This window comes from Longicatena caecimuris, from assembly GCF_018406465.1.
GTDB classification, from domain to species: domain Bacteria; phylum Bacillota_I; class Bacilli_A; order Erysipelotrichales; family Erysipelotrichaceae; genus Longicatena; species Longicatena caecimuris.
The window spans coordinates 556,220-577,552 of sequence record NZ_AP024510.1 but is presented as its reverse complement, the minus strand read 5'-3'; the positions used below and the strand labels follow the sequence as shown (position 1 = coordinate 577,552).

Genomic DNA, 21,333 nt, shown 5'->3' with positions numbered 1-21,333 from the left:
ACTCCTTTCTATCCTTGCAAGATTTCCAGCATTTTTGCGGTTACTTCATCTTCATTTACACCTGATAAATAAGCACTGCCGGAAAGTACAGGTGAATGATATTTCTTTCTGACACGCATGGTCGTTATAATCAAATCCACGCTGCCATCGTAATTATCAACTTCTGTTAACGTACATTGCATTGTTTGAAAAGCAATGCCTTTTTGTTTTAAGATTGCTTCCACCTTATCTTTTACCATGCTTGAGGTTGCCAAGCCTGCACCACAAGCAATTACGATTTTTTTCATCTCTATATCCTCTTTTCTGCTTCTTAAGCTTGTTGCTGCACATACCCATTCAACATATCACAGATTGCCTGCGAAGAATGTGTTGCCAGCATCTTTTGCAACATCGTTTCTTCTTGAAACAATCCCATTAAGATCTTCAGCATTTCCAACTGTTCATGCGCTTGCCCAACAGCTAACAGAAAGATAATATGGACATTTAGACTTTCTTCCATATCTTCCATGTTGTGAAAACTGACAGCATCTTTCAGAATGCCGATTGCCACATGTGAATCTTTGATACGCTCATCAAACGCATGGGGCATAGCAATCGCCGCACCTTTTGTCTGTAGACCTGTTGGATACTGCTGTTCCCTTTCCAGTACCAGCCCGGCGTAATCATCCTGCACACAACCTTCTTTCCTCAATAGTGTCACAAGTGATGTGATGGCTTCTTTTTGATTAACAGCCTCCAAATCCGTTTTAACCAGTTCTGGAACAAATTGAAATTTCATATATTCTCACCCCATCTTTCTACACCTTAGCTTCATACTGCAGGAAAATGTCATACAACGCTTCTGGTGTTGTACATTCCATCACCTGCTTGACAGTCTGATTGTCACTCACGATATACGCTAACTTTTGCAACATTTGTAAATGTGAGCGAGAATCTGTCGGTGCTAAGATCAGCAGTAGCTTTACCGGCACCTTTTGTTCATCAAAATAAAATGGTTTTTGTGCCAAGACAATCGAAACAGCATTTCTTATTACTCCTTGTTCCGGTCTGGCATGTGGTAGGATAACATAAGGTGAAACAATAAAACTCGTACCAAAGTGTTTTACGTTATCGATGACTGCCTTAAGATATTGTTCCTTTACATCACCGTGAAGAATTAATCTTTGTATCCCTAAGGTTACTGCCTCTTGCCAATCCTTTACCTGTGATACGATTTGTATATTCGCAAGCTGAATACTTTCTTCTTTCACCTTATCCACTCCTTTTTTGTAAGACATGCATCTCTTTACGTTGCCATTATAACAACCATGCAAGATACGAAAAAGTCCAAGCCGACTGAACTTCATTGTGCAATCACTTGGACTCCTTTTTTTATTTTAATACCTTATTGCATATTGGATAATTTCTTTAATCCTTCTAATACAGCTAGCGTATCGTCCATCTTAAGAAGCTGATCTACTAAAGCTGTATCATTTGCCAAACGCATGATATCGCGTAAGAGATGCAAATGTTTATCCTGATCAGGATTGGATAATACAAAGAGAAAATGCACGTTGGCATCATCTTCAAACGTAATGCTTTGTTTATTGATAAGCAGTGATAATCCTAAAGCATTTGCCCCTTGCTCAGGATTGGCATGGGCAATTGCCACACCATTCGCCAATACGATGTAGGGACCATAATCATATAATAAATCAATCATCGCTTGTACATAACTCTTCTTGATGATTGCCCTATGCAACAATGGCTCACTGGCCTTATGGATCGCCTGTTGCCACTCCATTGGTTCATCCAAGATCTGGATGGTCTGCTGTTTTAAAGCATCAAAGATACGCAATTGTTCTTCCTCTTCTACATGTACCAACACATTGCCATTACGCAAATATGCTACGACATCCCGCTGTAATTGAGGCATTTGTGCTTCCTCTACATATTTTCGCAATACATCAAATAACCCATTCACTTGTTTGCGATCCATCGTATAAGATTCATAATTCAACATCATCATCGAGGCGATACGCGATTTATCCTCTTGTGTTAAAATCGTATTTACTCGTATCCAAGGTACTTCACTGGTAAGGGTTATGGTGGATACAATAAAATCCACTTCATCCTCAAACTGCGCTAGATTCGCTGCTGAGGTCGTTGCCACGACATCCACATTGGAATATAAATCTTCAATTTCCCTGCGTAATAGCGTTGAAGTCGAAATACCACTTGGACAAACCACCAATACTTTGATACGGCGATAAAACTTACCGCCTCCTTTACGCAGATGTCCGCCAAAATGCATGGTAATATACACCAATTCACTTTCCATAACGGGGAAAGGAAAAGCTTTTGCCATATCTTGACATATCATGGAAATCATCGCATAAATATCCGCATAATGCTCTTTTACTTCCTGTATCATAGGATTTACTACCTGAATAGATAAACGGTAATAATACATAGATAATTTGAAGTGCAGATAAAGGGAATTGATCAAGCCGTTCTTATCAACCAACTGCAGACATGCCATGCGTTCAAAGGCATCACTCATCCGTTGTGCCAATTCAAACAAACGAATATCATTTTCATCATCCTCTACCTGTAAGGCTTCCCCAGCCTTAGAGCCTAACAGATGTACCGCCAAATACAAGCGTTCATGTACATGAAAATCTTGAAAGTATGTATCAATCAGATTCAATTCCTTTGTTTCCGCTAAATTTTTCAACTCCAATAAAGAGAAATCAAATTCATCATGCGTGTAATGAATGATTCCCAGCAGGCAGGAAATGGATAGTAGATTAGCATTATCAAATTCATTTCCCATTTCAGCTGAGATACGCAATAAGCGCTCATAAAAATCTTCTACTTCCCCCACATTCAGGAAGCTCAAGCTGCGATAATGCACACGATGTAACAACATCTTTAAACTGTATAAAAGAACAGCTCGTTTATGCAATGCCTTACCGGTTATGAAATACCCTTGTTTTAAATCAAATTCTAGCTGTAAATCATAATGAGACAGTTCATGTTTCAGTCCCTTAAGATCATTAAAAACCGAATTGCGTGATATATCCAAGGTTTGTATGATATCTTCTATGTGAATCGGTTTTGTTGGATACATCATCCAACAGATAAGATAAAAAATACGTTCTTTAGGGCGCAGGAAATGATCCTGTTGTTGTTCTAAAAAAGGCTTCAGCTGCAGCTTTTGTGTTTCACTCATCACATAGCCTTTCCCACGTATATTCGAAATAGGTTCCATATGCAGTTGGGCAAATAGTTCATTTACTTTATTGACGATATAATATACACTGCGTCTGCTCATATTTAATTGCTTTTGTAGCATCATCATAGATATCGGCGCATCAGCGTTTAACAGGATTTCCATAAAATCCTTCTGCTTGGGTTCTAAGGATATGGTTAACATCTCACACAGCACCTGCTTTCTGCTGTTTGATGATACAATGTTCAATATGTTTCAATAATTTAATACCACGTTTTTGGGCATCTTTTGCTAATAACGTATCTCTGAAAAAGCGATGTTTCAGCTGATAGGCATCTTTCAGCTGATAATTTTCTTCATAGGTTACGGCAATCGTGCCGGCATCCATCACTTCAATGTCGTAAGATACGATCGTGATATCCATCTGGCTTGTAAAGCTTGCACAGTAACGACGATTGGGAATGCAGTCTAAGATTTTTACAATCACTTCGGCATTCTTCGTGCTGCGCTTAGGCAAGCGTTTGGTATAGGAATATCCTTTTTCTAATATTGCCATGCGCACTTTTTTCTTTGTTTCTTTTTGAATATCTGCACAAATCGATGTCATAATCTCCGCAAAAAAAGCTTCTGCGGACACTTGCAGATGTTGTCTTACTTTCATAATGTATCCTCCTTCAGTATAGAGATGCAAGTTCTATCGGGAGTGTATCAAATTATATAACAAATGAAAGCGGTTGTAAATAATTCATAACCTGTATATTTAAGATAATATTTTATTATTCTATACATAAAATGCGTAAAAAAGGGCTGATTATATCAATCTTGCCCTTATTTTACAATAACTTTAATTGTTTTCTTTAAACCGTGAATCTTCGCATATACATAAGCCGTCCCTTTTTTCATCCCGGTGATCTTTCCGCTGCTGGATACGGTTGCGATTGCCTTATTGCTGGAAGACCAACTTACTTTTCCACCAGGTACTGCTGTAGCTTTCACCGTATAAGATTTCTTCCTATAGATGCTTACGCTTGCCTTACTTACCTTCAATGTCGGATTTTTCACCGTTAGTACACAATTCACCTTTTTCCCAAAAGCGGTTGCGGATATGGTTACTTTACCTGCTTTTTTAAGCTTTACCATACCTTTACTATCCACCGTCGCAATTTTTGTATTACTGCTTTTCCAAGATATTTTCGTACGATAAGAGGTTGTTGCTTTTAAGGTATAACTTTTTCCAGCATAAGCAGTTGCTTTGCTTTTATTTAATGTAATTGTCGGATTTTTCACCGTTACTTTACACTTTACGCTTTTTCCATAAGCATTCGCATAAATATATGCCGTTCCTGCTTTCTTACCAGTGACATCACCAGTGGAACTTACGGTCGCAATTGATGAATTACTGCTCTTCCATGTGACCTTGGTACGATAGGAAGTCGTGGCCTTTAAGGTCGTTGTTTTCCCTTTATAAATTGAACTGCTGCTCTTATTTAACTTTAAAGCCGGCTCTTTTATCGTAAGTTTATATTTCACACTTTTTCCATAAGCATTCGCATAAATATATACCGTTCCTGCTTTTTTACCAGTGACAACACCACTGGAGCTTACGGTCGCAATCGATGGTTTACTGCTCTTCCATGTGACCTTGGTACTATACGAAGTCGTGGCCTTTAAGGTGGTTGTCTTACCGCGATAAAGCGATGTACTTCCTGTTACTTTTAAGGATGGCTCTACCACCTTAATCGTTTTTGTAACACTCTTGCCAAACGCTTTGGCCGTTATCGTTACCGTTCCTGCTTTCTTACCGGTGACTACACCATTAGAACTTACGGTCGCAATCAATGGATTACTGCTCATCCATGTAATTGTCGTACTATATGCCGGTATTGCTTTTAATGTCGTTGTTTTACCACGATAAATAGAAGAAGTTGTTGCACTGATCTGAATTGGCTCTTTCACCGTGATGGTACATGTAGCTTTACCACCATTAGCACTTGCACTGATTTTCACCGTACCATTTTTTAGTGTCTTAATTGTTCCATTGCTATCTACACTGGCAATCGTAGGATCACTACTTGTCCAAGATACAGGCTTTTTGTTACTGGATGTCGCTGTTAGCTTAGTTGTTTCCCCACGATACATTGTTTTAGAAATGGCTGATAATTTCACCGTTGGCGTCTTTACAAGCACATTTACCGAAGCCGTCTTTCCATTAGCTGTCTTTGCCGTGATGACTGCACTTCCCGATGCCACTGCGGTAATCGTGCCATTGCTGCTTACCTGTGCAACCTTTGGATTGCTGCTTGTCCATGACAATGCATCGTAAGCACCTGTAGGATACACGCTGGCATTGATTTTTTTGGTCAGTCCTGTTTCAAGTGTTGCAGTAGAAGCTGATAATTGAATGCTTGAAGGAAGTATGACATGCATAGCATCATCGGCAAAACTGCTGATATCTACATCATAAGAAATACCATCCACACTGCCTTTCTCCGTATACTGCCATGCCACTTCTCCATCATAATACGTATTTACATAATTCAATTTAGGACCATACTCGGCAATCCATGAAACATAAGGTAAAATCTTTTCCGAATTAAGTTTCGTTTGTGTATAATAACGACCGGAATAAACTTGAACCTTGCCATGATAACCAGCCTCATTCATATGCGCAATAAAGGTGGCAATGATTTCTTCATATGCCGCAATCGTTGATGGAGTATGGTAGGTAACACCATCTTCTGACCATGTTCCAAAGTTTTCAATATCATAAAAAATTGGATAAGCCAGATTGGAAAGATCCTGTCCCTTTAACATTTCAAGCAATCCTTGTGCCTCAGCATATGCAAAATTCGCATCATACGCATAACTGTATAAATAGAAACCATAAGGAATCCCCAGACGATTACATTCTTTTAAGTTTCGCAAGAACTGTTTATCCATCATTTGGTTCCCATAGCCTACACGTAAGATAACACCATCTACATCGGATGCTTTTACCTTCTCCCAATCAATTACTCCTTCCCATTCTGAAACATCTATGATTTTCTTTGCATTTCCGCCATACAATAAAGTGCCATAGCCATCATAGAATTTCCCTTCTTCCCAATAAGGGTCTGCAACACGGGCAGAACGATACAAATTTCCTTTTTCCATCGTATCTCCCATAGCTACATTCTTCATTGTATTTTTACCTTCAGAAACCGGTTGATAGGTTTCGCCCGTAACAATTTCTATACCATCAAAAGTGGATGTTTTTTCCTGTGTCGTATCAGTAGCCGTTTGTGCGGATACGACCGTCATATTACTAATTAACAAGGCTATCGCTAAACATCCCACAAATAATTTTTTCAACTGCATACCCTCCTTCACCTTTTATTAGAAGTATAACACAAAAAAAGGCAAAAAAGCGCATTGAAAGGAAACCTTAAGAAGTTTAAATCAAACAGAAAATTAGGTAATATTGCGCTAGTATATAATTAAAAAAGGCATTCGCTTCTTTTGCTAATGCCTTATGATCATTTATAAAGTATACCTCATGAAAAATCAGTTGAAATAAACAAACTCATCCGCTAATGCATCCACCGTTGTTACATCATCTGCATATAAAATAGGCACATTTCCTTGATATTCTTCATCATACTCAAGTTTCACCTTAGCGCGAACCTTTACCCACTCTTTCGGCAAAAGCGCATTTGAAGATGCATAGTGTACCAATAAGCCGATAAGCGATGTATCATCTGCACAACAAACCATCGCAAAACGGCCAAATACGAAAGCATTAGGAATATCATCTACATGTGTCGAAATGACTTTTCCTTTCAATTCTACAATTTTGCCATCATATTTTTGCGGATGTTCCATGGCGTCCATATACCATAAGCCATAATCATCATCGCGGATTTGTAAAATATCTGCATGCAGATCAAATGGCATATCCTCTTCGCCAAGTTCCGCGATTTCCCCATTTCTCATTTCATAAATAATCTGTGCGCCTTTATTAATAGCCTTGATATTATTCCGCAAATAGAGTTTCTTGGTATCTTCATCACAACGATTAAAAATAATCGTTTCAGAATGCACCAATTGTTCATAAATCATCGAGCGCATATTGTTTAGATACATTTCAAAGGTAGAGGCATCTACGGTAGAAAGAAGTTGAACCAACAACCAGTCATATGGAAAATCTAACGTATCAAGGAAATTGGTCAGATTCCATGTTCCGTTAAATTCAATCATTACACGTTCTGGTTCTATCATGCTATCGCATTTTTTTAAGAATTTATAGGTCAGATCTTCATACTTATCCACAGTGACGATGGCAGTATTGGTCTTTTTCTGAAAATCCTCATCATATTCTTCCATACCTTCTTCACATACCAATAATAGCGTTTTTTCACCCGTATTAAACCCAGGGTCCAGTAAGGTATCTTTGATTAAAGAGGTTTTTCCACTTTCTAAAAAACCGGTAAATAAATATACAGGTACTGTCATAAAGATCTCCTATTCTACATGAAACAGCTGTTTCAGTGCATCTTCATTTAACTTAGAGCCAATGACACAGAATCGTCCGGTATAGGTAGGCGCACCAATACGAATTTCATGTTCTTGAGGTACCATATCAAAATATAGCCATTCCCCTTTATCACTTTCTAACATGCCTTTTGCCCGTAAGATCATTCCATAGGTTTCTTCATCAGCTAATGCGTTTAAGATAGCTGTTAACTCTTCCTGACTGAATTTCTTCACCGTTTCGCTGCCAAAGCTGGTAAAGACATCATCTGCGTGATGGTGATGATGATGTTCATGGTCATGATCGTGGTCGTGTCCACAACTGCAGGTGTGATCATGGTCATGTTCATGATCGTGATGATGATGCTCACCATGTTCGTGATGATGCCCACATTCTGGACAAATTGCACTTTCTTCTAATAATTCTTTCGCCAGATCATCACTTTGTTCCATAGCCTGTAAGATTTCCTTGCCATCAAGTTTTTCCCATGGTGTTGTAATCATATGCGCATGTTCATTCTCATGTCTTAACGCATGAATAACGTCGTGTAGCTTTTCTTCATTTAAGTTTTGCGTACGGCTTAATACAATCGTATTAGCATAAGCAATTTGATTATTGAAGAACTCACCAAAATTTTTCATATACATCTTACACTTCAAAGCATCCGCAACTGTCGTAAAGCTGTTCATCTGCACCTGCATTTCTTCCGCAACGCCGCGCACTGCCTGAATGACATCGGATAGTTTTCCAACGCCACTTGGTTCAATAATAATGCGATCTGGTGTATAGTCTTTAATCACTTTCTTTAATGCTTCGCTGAAGTCACCGACTAATGAACAACAAATGCAGCCGGAATTCATCTCCCGAATTTCCACACCGGCATCCTTTAAAAAGCCGCCATCAATACCGATTTCACCAAACTCATTTTCAATTAAGACGATCTTTTCTTTTCCAAATGCTTCTTGTAACAGTTTCTTTATCAGAGTTGTCTTTCCTGCTCCTAAAAAGCCGGAAATAATATCAATTTTTGTCATAGCTACCTTCCTTTCTATCTTATATACTAGGATTCCCAACATTGGTAAGTATAACACCAGAAAGCCTTTCTGTGAACTACCATTATTGTGATAGATTCATTTGTATCCATTGCACATTTGCTCTTGCAGAAAGGATGTTTATACAATCGTAATAAAAAACCAATGCGATTGCATAGGTTCATTGGCAATTAAAACATCCTTACAATATTAAACAAGAATACTGAGTGATGCATCAAATTTAGTTAGGGTGCAATTCTTAGGCACAATCTTCATCAGATCTTGTTCACGTTGTAATCCTTTAAAATATTCATGTACCGGCAGATATACACCTCCATGAGCTACGATCAAATAATCATGTGTCCTAAGATCTGTGGTAATTTCTTTTAGAAACTCCTGCACACGTTGAAAGAAAGCATCCATTGCTTCTGCATGCGGGCAAGGTAATGCTTGGAAATCCCAAAGGTATGTTGTGATGGTATTCATCTTCTTACCTTCCAAATCACCGAAGCAGCGCTCTTTTAAACGGTCATCATATACGATATCGCACTTTGTGACTTCCTGCAAAATGGCCGCTGTCTGCATGGCCCGCGTTAACGGACTACAAAAAATCTTTTCAATAGATACATCTTTTAGTAACCTGCTCGTATCTTTTGCCTGTTGAATACCGATAGCATTTAAAGGAATATCGCTTCTTCCCTGCAATTTCCCTTGCTGATTCCAATCGGTTTGACCATGTCTTACAAAATATAAACTCATATACATCCTTTCCAGAGAAAAGAGCCCTATGGAAAGGCTCATTCACTTATTTCTTTTATATACATCCCCACATGTTCACTACGATGTGCATCACTGGCAGTTATGATGTCCACACCATGTTGCTTCAAAATGTTAAGGAAAGCAGCATTCGTCCCCATATCCTCATGATGATAGCGATAATAAATACCTGTATTATTTTCCATCTGAACATGGTAGCGTTTTGCTAAAGCAGCAATCCGCTCATATATCGGTGTCATATCCATCGTAGGTGTATAATGGAATAACTTTAACTGGTCGGGATGTCCGATTTGCGTAAATAAACCACTGCATATCATATCTTCCATAATTTCATAATATCGCTGATAAATCGCGTTTGTATCGTATTTATCCCATAATATTTCCCGGGAAAATGCTTCCATATCATACAATAAACCATCAATGGAATGAATGCTTCCAATCAGAAAATCGTAGGGATATTGTTGTAACAAATCTTTTAAAAATGCTTTATCCCTGGGAGCATAACAAACCTCTAAGCCAAATTTTACTTCAATAGGAAGCTGTTTTGACTTCATTTCAGCGATTAAATCAAAGTAGGTTTGTAAAGGCTCTAACTGTTTTTTTTCAAACCATGCTTTTTGTCTGGGATCGGCCTTCTTTAAGGGTTCATACATCGGCGCAAATTCAATAAAGCGATGTGTATGATCCAGTATATGCAAAGTATCTATCCCTTTTGCCACTGCTGCCTCGATAAATTCCATACAGTAATCAGGTGTCAATGGCCCATTTTCTAAATGTGTATGTCCATCAATCATAATGCTCACCCCTTTTTATTTCCATCATTATACTGTTAATAAAAAGAGATTGCAAACCCTTTGTTTAGATCATAAACCCTTCTGGTTTCTTAGGAAATGCAATTAATGGATTCTCATGCATATCATAAACAGTGGCATGATCTTCTTCATGATGATGCAAGACATAGCTTTCTTCCAAAAGCATACCGGCTTGTGCCAATGCCCCTATTAAATCCGTGTAAGCATGCAAATCATGATAAGAGGTACGGATATGTCCTTCCTTATCTTCCAGCATAGAAAGACGAATCTTATTTTCAAATTGACCATTCGCAACCGTAATTAAAAGATCGCCAATACGTCTGGAATAGCGCAGAAAACCATCCGCTGTCTTCTCCTCACAGCGGAAACCAAAATGACACAATTGTGCCAACATATGATCGTGTTTTAATTTCATGAAAAAACTCCTCCAATATTCTTATGATTTACTATATACTATGCAGCCTTTTGCATAGGTTATTCACATCTTATAAAAAATCTTTTGCTATGTTTACTATACAATAGAAATAGTATTCCGACAAGAGGAGTTTCTTGAATTTTAAATGAATTGATGCGTTTTTATTCCATTATCATCAAAAGGATATGCAATTCTCATGACAAACCATAAATGGTTAAGTTGTAGCTTTCTCTTGCAACATGCTCATGATATGATCAAACAACTGTTTACGTAAAATTTTATCACTCATACAGGATATCCGTTTCGTGCTGGCAGCCGAAGCATGCTTACCATATAACATATATAATGGATAGCTTTGAATCGTTTCTTCTAATTGTTTGCTTTGCTTCTCATCGCAACAAGTCATATCCTTCATTTCTGCACAAATGGCGTGACAGCGTTTTTCGAAGTGTGAATCCTCACTGGCATGAAAAGTGATAAGCAATTTTGTACCTTCTTTATGATAAGTGTCATACAAATGCTGAAGTAATGCATGTAGTTTATCTTTTGTTGCATAAGGTAAGGGTAAGATGGAAGCATGGTATTCATATGCAAGTTGCTTTGCTTCTTCATAAAAGTGCCCTTCCTGCAAAAACATAGGAACCACCTGTACCGGTATTGATACATCCTGCAAGAAAGCAAGTAGCTTTCTACAAGAAAATACTGCTGTTCGCTCATCGTTTACCTGCGATAAAATTCGCTTTGAAAGATAAGCATAACCAAAAGCCATGGCTGGCTGATGTAAAGATAGTTCTTGTAGCAGCAACGCGATTTCTTCTTGAGCTTTTTCCCCTGTCACACCATGATACACCAAGACACATGCCCTTTGTTGCAGATAAGCCTTTGCTAAAAATTGTAGCAAAGGTAGCTCCATCGTCATCAACTCCTCTAATAATGCATGCTTTTTCACACCATCTTTGACATGTCGCAAAATGGCTGCGCGCAGCGTCTTTAAAGCTTTAAGATATGGTACATGATGTTGTTTAAGCTGTGCATTAAACGATTCTAAGACCTGTTTTGCATAGCAAGGGGAATTCCCTTTGGTAGTGAAGGCAAGAGCATAATAAGCATCCTCTATATAAGACATGGCATGTACATCACTTTGCGAATCAGCTTCCACATTCATAAATAAGACATTTGCCTGTTGGGCAGCCTGACGCACTTTTCCATTCACCTCAGCATCATTGCTTGCTGCCACCACCAAAAAAGCATCAAGAACATCATCTTGTGTAAATGCACGCTTATGACATTGTGCCAAAGCATACAGTTCCTTTAAGATATCTGATGCAACGATGGTTACCTTAGCACCTTCGCGCAAAAATAATTTTGTTTTTCTTAATGCCACATGGCCGCCTCCGACAATCAATACCTTACGATTTTTCAACTCTAGTTGTACACAAAGGCTCATAGACGTTTGACCTTATCTAACGCAAGTGCTATCTTATCTAGTACATAATCTAATTGTTCTTTGGTATGTGCATCGGATAAGAACATGGCCTCATAAGGAGAAGGCGCAAGTAAGATGCCTTCTTCATACAAGGTATGAAAATATGTGGTAAACATATCCTGCGAGCATGTTTTCACTTCATCATAAGAAGATATTGCTGTATCTGTAAAAAACAGCGTTAGTAAAGAACCGCATTGGTGCACTTGGAAAGGTAATCCTTTTTCCTGTAACAATTTTTCTATACCTGTTTTCAGATAATGTCCCTTATCTGCTAACTCTGTGTATAGGTGTGGATGTGTTTTTAAATAGTCTAATAATAGCGTGCCCAGATGCATTGCCAAAGGATTCCCCGATAATGTACCTGCCTGATAGATAGGACCACATGGAGATACACAAGACATAATTTCCTTTTTTCCTCCATAGGCTCCTACCGGAAGGCCGGCACCTATGATCTTACCGAAGCATGCCATATCCGGAGTAATTCCATAATATTGGGCAGCTCCTCCATATGCCAAACGAAAACCGGTAATGACTTCATCAAAGATCAAAACACTGTGATATTCATCACATAGTGCCCGTAAGCCTTCTAAAAAAGAAGCGTTCGCGCCAACGACTCCCATATTACCGGCAACCGGTTCAATGATGACAGCCGCAATATCATCAGGATATTGTTCCATCACTTCTTTAACGGAAGCCAGATCATTATAACGGCACACCAGTGTATGTTTTACCATATCCTCAGGAACACCGGGACTCGTCGGCGTGCCAAAGGTTAAAGCACCGGAGCCGGATTTCACTAACAGACAATCACTGTGCCCGTGATAACACCCTTCAAACTTAATAATCTTATTGCGCTTGGTATAGCCTCTGGCTACGCGAATGGCAGACATGGTTGCTTCTGTACCCGAATTCACCATACGTACCATATCCATACCACGATACGCATCACAGATAAGTTTTGCCAGATGTTCCTCATCCGGTGTACATAAGCCATAGCTGATTCCCTTGCACATGACCTCTTCCATACCATTTACCAATAAGGGATGATTATGTCCTAAAATCATCGGCCCCCAGGAGCAGATAAAATCTAAATAGGCATTTCCATCAACATCATATAGATACGCACCATCTGCATGATCTACAAACAAGGGTATTTCTTTTACATTCGCAAAAGCTCTCACCGGGGAATTCACACCACCCGGTATATAGCGGCAAGCTTTGGCAAACAAGGCCTCACTCTTTTGATGGTTCATGCTCAGCACTCTCCTTTACGAAGTTGCTTTGCAATATCCAAAGCAAAATAGGTGATGATAATATCTGCACCTGCCCGCTTAAAGGCTAGCATGGTTTCATAAATAACTTCTTCCTTTACTAAGCCTTGCGCTACAGCCAACTTCAACATGCTATATTCTCCACTGACATTATATACACATAAAGGTGTCGCAAACTGTTGCTTGGCCATCTTTACGATATCCAAATAGGCCAAAGCCGGTTTCACCATGATGACATCTGCACCCTCTTCAATATCTGCTGCTATCTCACGCATTGCCTCTTCTTGATTGGCATAATCCATCTGATAGCTGCGGCGATCACCAAAGCTTGGGGCAGAATGTGCAGCTTCGCGAAATGGTCCATAATACGAAGAAGCATACTTGGCACTATACCCCATAATCGCAACTTCTTGATAGCCATGTGCATCCAAACATTCTCGAATAGATGCAATGTGACCATCCATCATATCACTTGGCGCAACCATATCAACACCAGCAGCTGCATAACTTAAGGCAATCTTATTTAAATAGGTTAAGGTTACATCATTATCTACATGACCATCTTCACATAAGATGCCACAGTGTCCATGATCTGTATACTCACACATGCAGACATCCGCAATGACATAAAGCATTGGATATTCTTGTTTAATATAAGCAATCGCTTTCTGGATGATGCCATCTTGTGCATATGCACTGCTGCCACAGGCATCCTTATGTAAAGGAATACCAAACAAGATACAGGATAAAACACCCGTTTCTACCATCTCATCTAAAATCTCATGCAAATGATCCAATGAATAATGATACACACCCGGCATTGCTGGAATTACCTGTTTGACATCTGGCTGTTCCGTCACAAAAAGCGGATAAACAAGCTCCTTTGCTGACAATCTGGTTTCTTTCATCATATCACGGATGACACTGTTTTTTCTTAATCTTCGACCTCGATACATGCTCTAGTCCCTTCCTTTCTTTTCATGGTGTAAAATGGCTTTCACAAATTCTTCCATTTCCGCATGTTTCAATGTCGTAATGGAGGTGAATCCTTCTTTTATCAATGCCTGTTTTGTTCTTTCTCCCATTGCATACACCATTTGCTTACGTTGCTTTGTCTGCTTTGCATATTGCTGAACACTAAAAGGACACGTCATTAAAACGCCATCATAATCCTCATCTTGTATTGAATGGGGCAGCTCTTCTATCGTATATAAAGGCACATAACTTACCTTACATTGTGTTTCTAATGTCTTTTGCAAATACGTATTTCCATTTACAGCTTTTGGCAGTAGGATATGATCCTGTTTTTGAACAGATGCTGTTAAAAGCTCTGCCATATGTTTACTGTCATGAATGTTTGGCATCAGATCGGCACATAAGCCATATTGTGCCAAAGCCTTTTTGGTTCCTTTTCCCATGACACAAAGTTTACACTGATAAAGAATACGACTGTCAAAACCTGCCTCCTGCAGCTGTTTCATGAGGATATGCACCACCTGCGCACTAGTAAACACGACATGGGTAAAAGATTGGAATGCTTCTTTTGTCCATGTATGTGCTATCGCTTTACAATACCCACATTGTACTTCCTCGCACCATGCTCCTTGCTCGCGTAATAGCTTTGCTGCTTGATGTTCTTCTTTCTGTACCTTGACTAGCAGATAGCGCTTTTGAAATAATGGTTTTTGTTCATAGAAACAAAGCTTTTCTCTTAGTTTAACTACCTCACCAATCACAATGATGGCAGGAGAAGATAAGGTATCAATGTCTTTTTGATGCAGTTCTGCCAATGTGGTCGTTAACACCTTTTGGCTAGGCATACTGACATGCGAACATATGGCCATTGGCGTAGCCTTCTCCATACCACATGCCAATAATTTTTCCACAAGCTGCATGGCTGAGCGCAAGCCCATCAAAAAAATCAGCGTATCCTTTGTTTTGGCTAGCTCCGCAAAGTTTAAATCGGCAAGGACATCTTTTTGTGAATGTGCGGTATATACGCGAAACCCATTGGTATATCCTCGATGAGTAACCGGAATCCCGGCATATGCCAAACCACCGATAGCAGAAGAAATACCGCAAACAACCTCAAAAGCAATACCTGCCTGTGCTAATGCCAGACCTTCTTCTGCCCCTCTGCCAAATACATAAGGATCTCCGCCTTTTAGACGTACCGTAACAGGATAGGTTCTCCCAGCATCTACAAGCAGTTTTTGAATCATCGCTTGCGGCATCGTATGCTTATGGTTCTCTTTCCCCACGTAAATTAGCTTACAATCTGCTTTGGCATAGGATAATAAGGAAGGATCAATTAAGCGATCATATAGAATACAATCTGCCTCTTCTATACAAGCCTTTCCTTTTAAACTTAATAATGCAGGATCACCACATCCTGCCCCAACCAGATATACTTTATTCATGTGATTGCACCGCCTTTATCAAATACTTCGCTGCTTCAAAGGGAAGCTGCTGTGCGTCTGTTAAAGGACGCCTCCAATGTAGATCACACATCTTACTACAATCCTCATTTCCATAAAGAGCATCAAACACGATTTCCTTTTCCGTGATTTTGCAATGCGCACCAACCGGCGTATGACATCCCCCATCGATTGCCTGTAAAAAGGTGCGTTCTATTTGAATTTCCTGATCAATATGTGTATTCGCCAAAGCATTGATCATGGTTAAAAGCGTGGCATCTTGTTCTTTGACCTCAATGGCCAAAGCCCCTTGTCCACAAGCCGGTATCATAGATGTGTAGGGGAAATATTCATAAGAAATTCCTTGTACTTGCAAACGTTTTAAGCCTGCGGCTGCTAAAACGATGCCATCAAGCTGCTGTTCTTCCATTTTTCTCAATCTGGTATCCACATTCCCCCGTATCCCCACAACAGATATATCCGGACGCAGTTTCATTAGTTGTACCTTACGGCGTTTACTGCCAGTGCCAATTTTCGCCTGAGGTCCTAATTCATGAAACGCTGTCTTGGTACGGGATATAAAAACATCTCGTGCATCTTCGCGAAGAAGCGTTTTAGTAAAACATAATCCTTTGGGTAATTGGGTTGGCATGTCCTTTAAACTATGTACTGCCATATGAATCTTTCCTGCTAACAAAGCTTCTTCTATTTCCTTCACAAAAATGCCCTTGGCATCCATTTGATCTAATGCCACATGCTGTTGAAGATCCCCCTTTGTGGCAATGATCTGTAACGTGAAACTATGCTGGGGATAGGTGTTTTGTAATAAAGTGCGAACTTGTTCACTTTGGGCAAGGGCTAAGGCACTGCCTCTGGTTCCTATGATATATCGCATATGTCATCCTCCTTTAAGAATAGCTGCTCTACCATTGCCGCATATTGTTCCTGATCTTCTTCCTGCAGCTGTTTTAAGGAAAGAATCGGTTCTTTTACCATACGCAAAAAAGAAGTTTCCAGCACTTTCTTCATCATGCGTTCCTCATGTGGCTGTAAAGATAATTTCTGTTTTAATAATTCATACGTATGTTGTGCCTGTTGTTTGCTGTATGTTTGTAAAGAAGCTATCGCTTTGTCAACCTGTACATGGCACAGCCATTCCATTAAAGAATCCACACGCTGTACCATATCCCCATAGGCCAGGCGCATTCTTTTTTGCCGTTCTTTGCTATGCTTATCAGCGATGATTTGCAAATCATCTAGATTACAGAGATGATGATTTTCATCTTTTATGGTCTCATCAATATCCCTGGGAGAAGCCAGATCCATGAGATATTGTTCTTTCTCTGTGAGAGGATACGCTTCTTTTTTAATGATGACATGCGGACTTGCCGTTGCTGAAATGATCATATCACAATCCTTAATACAAGAATATCGTTCTTCAAAAGGTACAATCGGCAGCTTTTCCTTTCCTTCCTGTAATTTTGATGCATGAGCTAAGGTACGACTACATAGCCAAAGATCCGCTTTTACATCCTTAAGATACATAAGCATCAGCTGTGCCATTTCCCCACTTCCGATCAATAGAATTTTCTTCCCTTGCAACGTTGTTTGCTGTGTTAAATATGTATAGGCAAGATAAGCAATCGATGTGGATATTTCGCTGATGCGATATGTCTGTTTTATTTGTTTGATGCAGGAAAAGCAAGTTTGTAAGATGCGATGCAGCTCTTTGCGACATGCTCCTGCCTGATTGGCAAATGCATATGCTGTTTTCATTTGCCCAAGAATCTGATCTTCTCCAAGGATCATAGAATGATAGCCCCCACATACTTCAAACAAATATAGTAGGGCTTCTTTTCCCGTTTTAACAAAGACATCTTCACGAGCAATGGTTTTCGCCATCTTCACAAATAAGGTGATCGCCTGATGCAGCTGTTGCTTTTCTTCATAGACAATATACAACTCACTGCGGTTGCATGTTGTCACACTCATTGCTTGTAGGATTTTGCTATCTAGTAGTTCATCATAAAGCTGTAATTTTTGCGTATCGCTAAAGGATGCCCCTTCACGTTTTTGAATGGAGGTTTTTTGATAACTGATACCGATTACACCAAACTTCATATGTTTACACCTCGCTTTCTACATTATAATAAAATTGAATGTGATATTCAATGAAAGAGGGCATCCATAAATTCTTATGAAGCATCCATAAAAATATCTTATGCTACAGGTGTAGCTTTTTATGTTCTCTGCGAAAAAACAAAGACCTAAAAGATAGCCCAAATTAAGCACCCTAATTCGCCGATATGGTCAAAGATAAAGGAATAATGCAGAAACAAAGGAAACAGGTAAAAAAAGCACTCTTTCTTTATCTAAAAAAGAGTGCCTGCGTATAAAATCCGTAATCCTTATCCGACAAATCCACCATCAACGGATAATACAGCACCTGTGATATAGGATGCCATATCACTGGCCAAAAACAATATCGCATCGGCAATATCTTGCGGTTCGCCTAAACGTTGTAATGGGACATTGGCAGCCATCGCCTGAATGATTGTCTGATCTAACGCCTTTACCATATCGGTACTTGTAATGCCGGGAGCAACGGCATTCACACGTATGCCATCTTTGCCTAACTCTCTGGCTAAGGATTTCGTCATTCCATTCACGGCAAACTTACTCGTTGGATAAGCACTGCCCGAACGCTGTCCATAAAGCGATACCATGGAGCTGACATTGATAATCACACCTTTTCCTTTTTCCTTCATAACCGGTGCAACTAAACGTGATAAACGAAATACTGCATCAACATTAATTTTTAAGACATCCAGAAAATGATCATCATCATAGGCATAAATAGAGGTAGCATCAGATACACCTGCATTATTCACCAAGATATCCACACTGCCAAACTTTTCTGTAACATCCTTTAACATAGCCTGTACTGCCTCAACATCATGCAGATCAGGATGATAGCCTTTAACAGGATACGTATGATCCTCTTCCATCAGCAATGCCATTGCATGATCTACCGTTTCTTGACGTGATCCCAGCATTGCGACCTTTGCGCCATTTTGTAAAAAACTACGCACCGTTTCAAAACCAATACCACGTGTACCTCCGGTTACGATAACTACTTTTTCTCTTAATGATGTAAATTGATCCATAGGTATAAAACCTCCCTTATTTTATAACCAAACTATAGCATATAACCTTTTCTATCACAAACAAAACACAACTCCTATGCAAAAATAAAGACAAAAGATAACCATTGTATAGCTATGGCATAACGATGATCCTATTCATAGGATATGTATCAGATATTGCCCTTATACCGTTTTTCAAACAATCCAAACAAAGAATCCTATTAACCATGTAACCCGTCTGCTTCCTGTAGGTTCCATTCTCACTGATTTATGTTATAATATCACCATGCCAAATTTTAAACAAAAGCTTTTACTTTACTTCGCTACGATATCCGTGAGTACCTTGCTGATATCTAATCTAGCCGCTATAAAGCTATGGAATTTTTTTGGTATTGCTGTTGATGGAGGTGTCGTTGTCTTTCCACTCACTTATATCATAGGTGATTTGATTGTGGAATTCTATGGAAAAAAGATTGCCAAAAATATTATTGTAGCTGGTTTTCTTATCAATATTCTAGCCATCATCGTATTTTATATCGTCATTGCTTTACCGGCATATGATGGTTGGAACATGCAGAATGCATATGCCAGTGTATTCGGCTTTACACCACGAATCATTCTTGGTTCGCTGCTCGCATATGTTTGCAGCAATCTATTGAATAACGTTATCTTCATGAAGTTAAAGAATCACGATGGCATATTTGCCAAAAGTTTTATTGCCAGAGCGTTAGGCTCTTCTGCATTTGCTCATATCCTGGATGCCTTCATCTTTGAAACAATCGCGTTTCTGGGTGTCCTGCCGTTCCATGAATTTCTGGCACAAGCGATATTTGCTTATGTACTCGGCATCAGCTTTGAAGTTATCTTCTCCCCAGCTGAGGCCATCATCGCAAAAAGTTTAAAAGGAAGAATGATAGAATGACAGAATACAAAAACAACAATACATTTAGCTTTGAAATCGTCAAAAAGATACCTGGAAAACTAGGAAGAGCAGGTATCATTCACACACCGCATGGAGATATTAAGACACCTGCTTTCATGTGCGTCGGCACAAAGGGTGAAGTCCGGTTTTTATCCATGCAGGATTTGCATGCTATTCAGGCACAGGCAATGCTGAGCAATGGATATCATCTGCGCAATGTTTCAGAAGAAATCCAAGCACAGAAAGGATTGGCCGCATGGTCTGGATGGAATGGACCTACTTTGACCGATTCTGGAGGATTTCAGGTTATGTCCTTAGGCTCCGGTTTAGGAAAAGTCGTCAGTATGGATCGAGAAAAAGAGGTTATCAATACTGATCCTAAGGATCGTTTAGCTATCGTAAGTGAAGATGGGGTACAGTTTCATGATCCTTTCACTGATCAGGATGATTTTATCGGTCCAGAGGAATCCATGCAAATTCAATGTCGCATCGGTGCTGATATTCATATGGCTTATGATGAATTAACTTCACTGGCAGATAGTTATGAATATAACGTCGAAGCTTTAGCACGAACGGAACGCTGGGCACTGCGCAGTTTAGCAGAACATAAAAAACACCGAGATGATTTAGGCTATCGTCAATCGCTTTATGGTGTTTTACAAGGTGGACGTTGGGAAGATTTACGACGTTCTACCGCACAAAAGTTTGCCAAGATGGATTTTGACGGTTATGGTCTGGGCGGTGCTTTTCTAAAAGAAAGTTTAGGTGAAATTCTGACCTGGTGCTGTGAAGAATTACCAGAAAATAAGCCTCGTCATTTGCTTGGCTTATCCCATCCGGACGATATTCTCATTGGCGTAGAAATGGGGGCCGATACTTTTGATTGTGTTGCCCCAACACGTGAAGCAAGACATGGCAGGATCTATACGACCCATGGATATTATAGCTTATCAAAATTTGCGGATAGTGAAGAACTATTGGATGAAGGCTGTGATTGTCCGGTATGTAAAGCAGGTTGGACACGCGGACAGTTAAGAGCCCTCATGAAATCAGAAAAACAAGAAGACAAGCATACATATTATAATCTGGCATCGATGCATAACCTGCGTTTCATCATTCGCTTAACAGAGCAAGCACGCCAAGCGATTCTGGATGGTACATATGCCGAATTTAAAGAAAACTTTTTAAAGAACTACTACCACAGATAAACAGACAGTTGTATCCTAAGATACGATTGTCTTTTTTACTGCCTAAAAATCATGTGCAAGGTTATTCGATAGGTGTATAAAAATTAGGCACCTTAACTAGAAAAGCAAAAACAAGATAAAAGAA

Annotated in this window: 20 protein-coding genes; 2 read left to right on the top strand and 18 right to left on the bottom strand. The window is 39.4% G+C overall.

Translation table 11 applies throughout. The annotated features are described in order from the left end of the window. Positions 1-8: 8 nt before the first annotated feature. From KJS44_RS02800 to KJS44_RS02715, 18 genes are all read right to left on the bottom strand, one after another. Positions 9-287: a PTS sugar transporter subunit IIB gene (locus tag KJS44_RS02800; protein WP_008689911.1), complete on the bottom strand. Its 279-nt coding sequence runs from the start codon at positions 285-287 to the stop codon at positions 9-11. A 23-nt stretch (positions 288-310) separates the two neighbouring features. Continuing rightward, positions 311-778: a PTS sugar transporter subunit IIA gene (locus KJS44_RS02795; RefSeq protein WP_008689912.1), complete on the bottom strand. Its 468-nt coding sequence runs from the start codon at positions 776-778 to the stop codon at positions 311-313. A 19-nt stretch (positions 779-797) separates the two neighbouring features. Beyond that, positions 798-1,250 carry a PTS sugar transporter subunit IIA gene (locus KJS44_RS02790; RefSeq protein ID WP_008689913.1) on the bottom strand — a complete coding sequence of 151 codons (453 nt, stop codon included), beginning with the start codon at positions 1,248-1,250 and terminating at the stop codon, positions 798-800. A gap of 134 nt (positions 1,251-1,384) precedes the next feature. Beyond that, positions 1,385-3,379 (bottom strand): BglG family transcription antiterminator, encoded by a 1,995-nt coding sequence (locus tag KJS44_RS02785; protein ID WP_227160462.1) that lies wholly within the window; start codon positions 3,377-3,379, stop codon positions 1,385-1,387. 40 nt (positions 3,380-3,419) lie between these two features. After that, entirely contained in the window at positions 3,420-3,875 is a 456-nt protein-coding gene (locus tag KJS44_RS02780; RefSeq protein ID WP_008689915.1) for a DUF3284 domain-containing protein, read from the bottom strand. 167 nt (positions 3,876-4,042) lie between these two features. Next, entirely contained in the window at positions 4,043-6,565 is a 2,523-nt protein-coding gene (locus KJS44_RS02775) for an Ig-like domain-containing protein (RefSeq protein ID WP_213540198.1), read from the bottom strand. Positions 6,566-6,757: 192 nt separating this feature from the next. Beyond that, positions 6,758-7,705 (bottom strand): TIGR03943 family putative permease subunit, encoded by a 948-nt coding sequence (locus KJS44_RS02770; RefSeq protein WP_008689918.1) that lies wholly within the window; start codon positions 7,703-7,705, stop codon positions 6,758-6,760. Positions 7,706-7,714: 9 nt separating this feature from the next. Then, positions 7,715-8,758, bottom strand: a complete 1,044-nt coding sequence (locus KJS44_RS02765; RefSeq protein ID WP_008689919.1) for a CobW family GTP-binding protein — start codon at positions 8,756-8,758, stop codon at positions 7,715-7,717. A 207-nt stretch (positions 8,759-8,965) separates the two neighbouring features. Further along, entirely contained in the window at positions 8,966-9,514 is a 549-nt protein-coding gene (locus KJS44_RS02760) for a histidine phosphatase family protein (RefSeq protein ID WP_017144555.1), read from the bottom strand. A gap of 38 nt (positions 9,515-9,552) precedes the next feature. Further along, on the bottom strand, positions 9,553-10,326 hold the full coding sequence (locus KJS44_RS02755) for a histidinol-phosphatase HisJ family protein (protein WP_008689922.1): 774 nt from the start codon (positions 10,324-10,326) through the stop codon (positions 9,553-9,555). Between the two features lie 64 nt (positions 10,327-10,390). Further along, positions 10,391-10,759 (bottom strand): hypothetical protein, encoded by a 369-nt coding sequence (locus KJS44_RS02750; RefSeq protein WP_008689924.1) that lies wholly within the window; start codon positions 10,757-10,759, stop codon positions 10,391-10,393. A 214-nt stretch (positions 10,760-10,973) separates the two neighbouring features. Then, positions 10,974-12,206 carry a precorrin-2 dehydrogenase/sirohydrochlorin ferrochelatase family protein gene (locus tag KJS44_RS02745; protein WP_008689926.1) on the bottom strand — a complete coding sequence of 411 codons (1,233 nt, stop codon included), beginning with the start codon at positions 12,204-12,206 and terminating at the stop codon, positions 10,974-10,976. After that, a complete protein-coding gene (gene hemL / locus KJS44_RS02740; protein WP_008689928.1) occupies positions 12,203-13,498 on the bottom strand; it encodes a glutamate-1-semialdehyde 2,1-aminomutase in 1,296 nt (431 codons plus the stop codon). The genes KJS44_RS02745 and hemL overlap by 4 nt, the downstream gene beginning before the upstream one ends. Before the next feature lie 2 nt (positions 13,499-13,500). Then, positions 13,501-14,472 carry a porphobilinogen synthase gene (hemB, locus tag KJS44_RS02735; protein ID WP_008689929.1) on the bottom strand — a complete coding sequence of 324 codons (972 nt, stop codon included), beginning with the start codon at positions 14,470-14,472 and terminating at the stop codon, positions 13,501-13,503. 3 nt (positions 14,473-14,475) lie between these two features. Next, positions 14,476-15,936, bottom strand: a complete 1,461-nt coding sequence (gene cobA / locus KJS44_RS02730; RefSeq protein ID WP_008689930.1) for a uroporphyrinogen-III C-methyltransferase — start codon at positions 15,934-15,936, stop codon at positions 14,476-14,478. Continuing rightward, on the bottom strand, positions 15,929-16,828 hold the full coding sequence (hemC, locus tag KJS44_RS02725) for a hydroxymethylbilane synthase (RefSeq protein WP_008689931.1): 900 nt from the start codon (positions 16,826-16,828) through the stop codon (positions 15,929-15,931). Before hemC ends, cobA begins: the two co-directional genes overlap by 8 nt. Continuing rightward, positions 16,813-18,054, bottom strand: a complete 1,242-nt coding sequence (hemA, locus tag KJS44_RS02720) for a glutamyl-tRNA reductase (RefSeq protein ID WP_008689932.1) — start codon at positions 18,052-18,054, stop codon at positions 16,813-16,815. Before hemA ends, hemC begins: the two co-directional genes overlap by 16 nt. A gap of 287 nt (positions 18,055-18,341) precedes the next feature. Further along, positions 18,342-19,100 (bottom strand): SDR family NAD(P)-dependent oxidoreductase, encoded by a 759-nt coding sequence (locus KJS44_RS02715; protein ID WP_008689933.1) that lies wholly within the window; start codon positions 19,098-19,100, stop codon positions 18,342-18,344. Positions 19,101-19,365: 265 nt separating this feature from the next. Between KJS44_RS02715 and KJS44_RS02710 the strand changes: the two genes are divergently transcribed. Both KJS44_RS02710 and tgt read left to right on the top strand, forming a co-directional pair. After that, positions 19,366-20,001 carry a queuosine precursor transporter gene (locus KJS44_RS02710; protein WP_008689934.1) on the top strand — a complete coding sequence of 212 codons (636 nt, stop codon included), beginning with the start codon at positions 19,366-19,368 and terminating at the stop codon, positions 19,999-20,001. Next, positions 19,998-21,209, top strand: a complete 1,212-nt coding sequence (gene tgt, locus KJS44_RS02705; protein ID WP_008689935.1) for a tRNA guanosine(34) transglycosylase Tgt — start codon at positions 19,998-20,000, stop codon at positions 21,207-21,209. The genes KJS44_RS02710 and tgt overlap by 4 nt, the downstream gene beginning before the upstream one ends. Positions 21,210-21,333 lie beyond the last annotated feature (124 nt).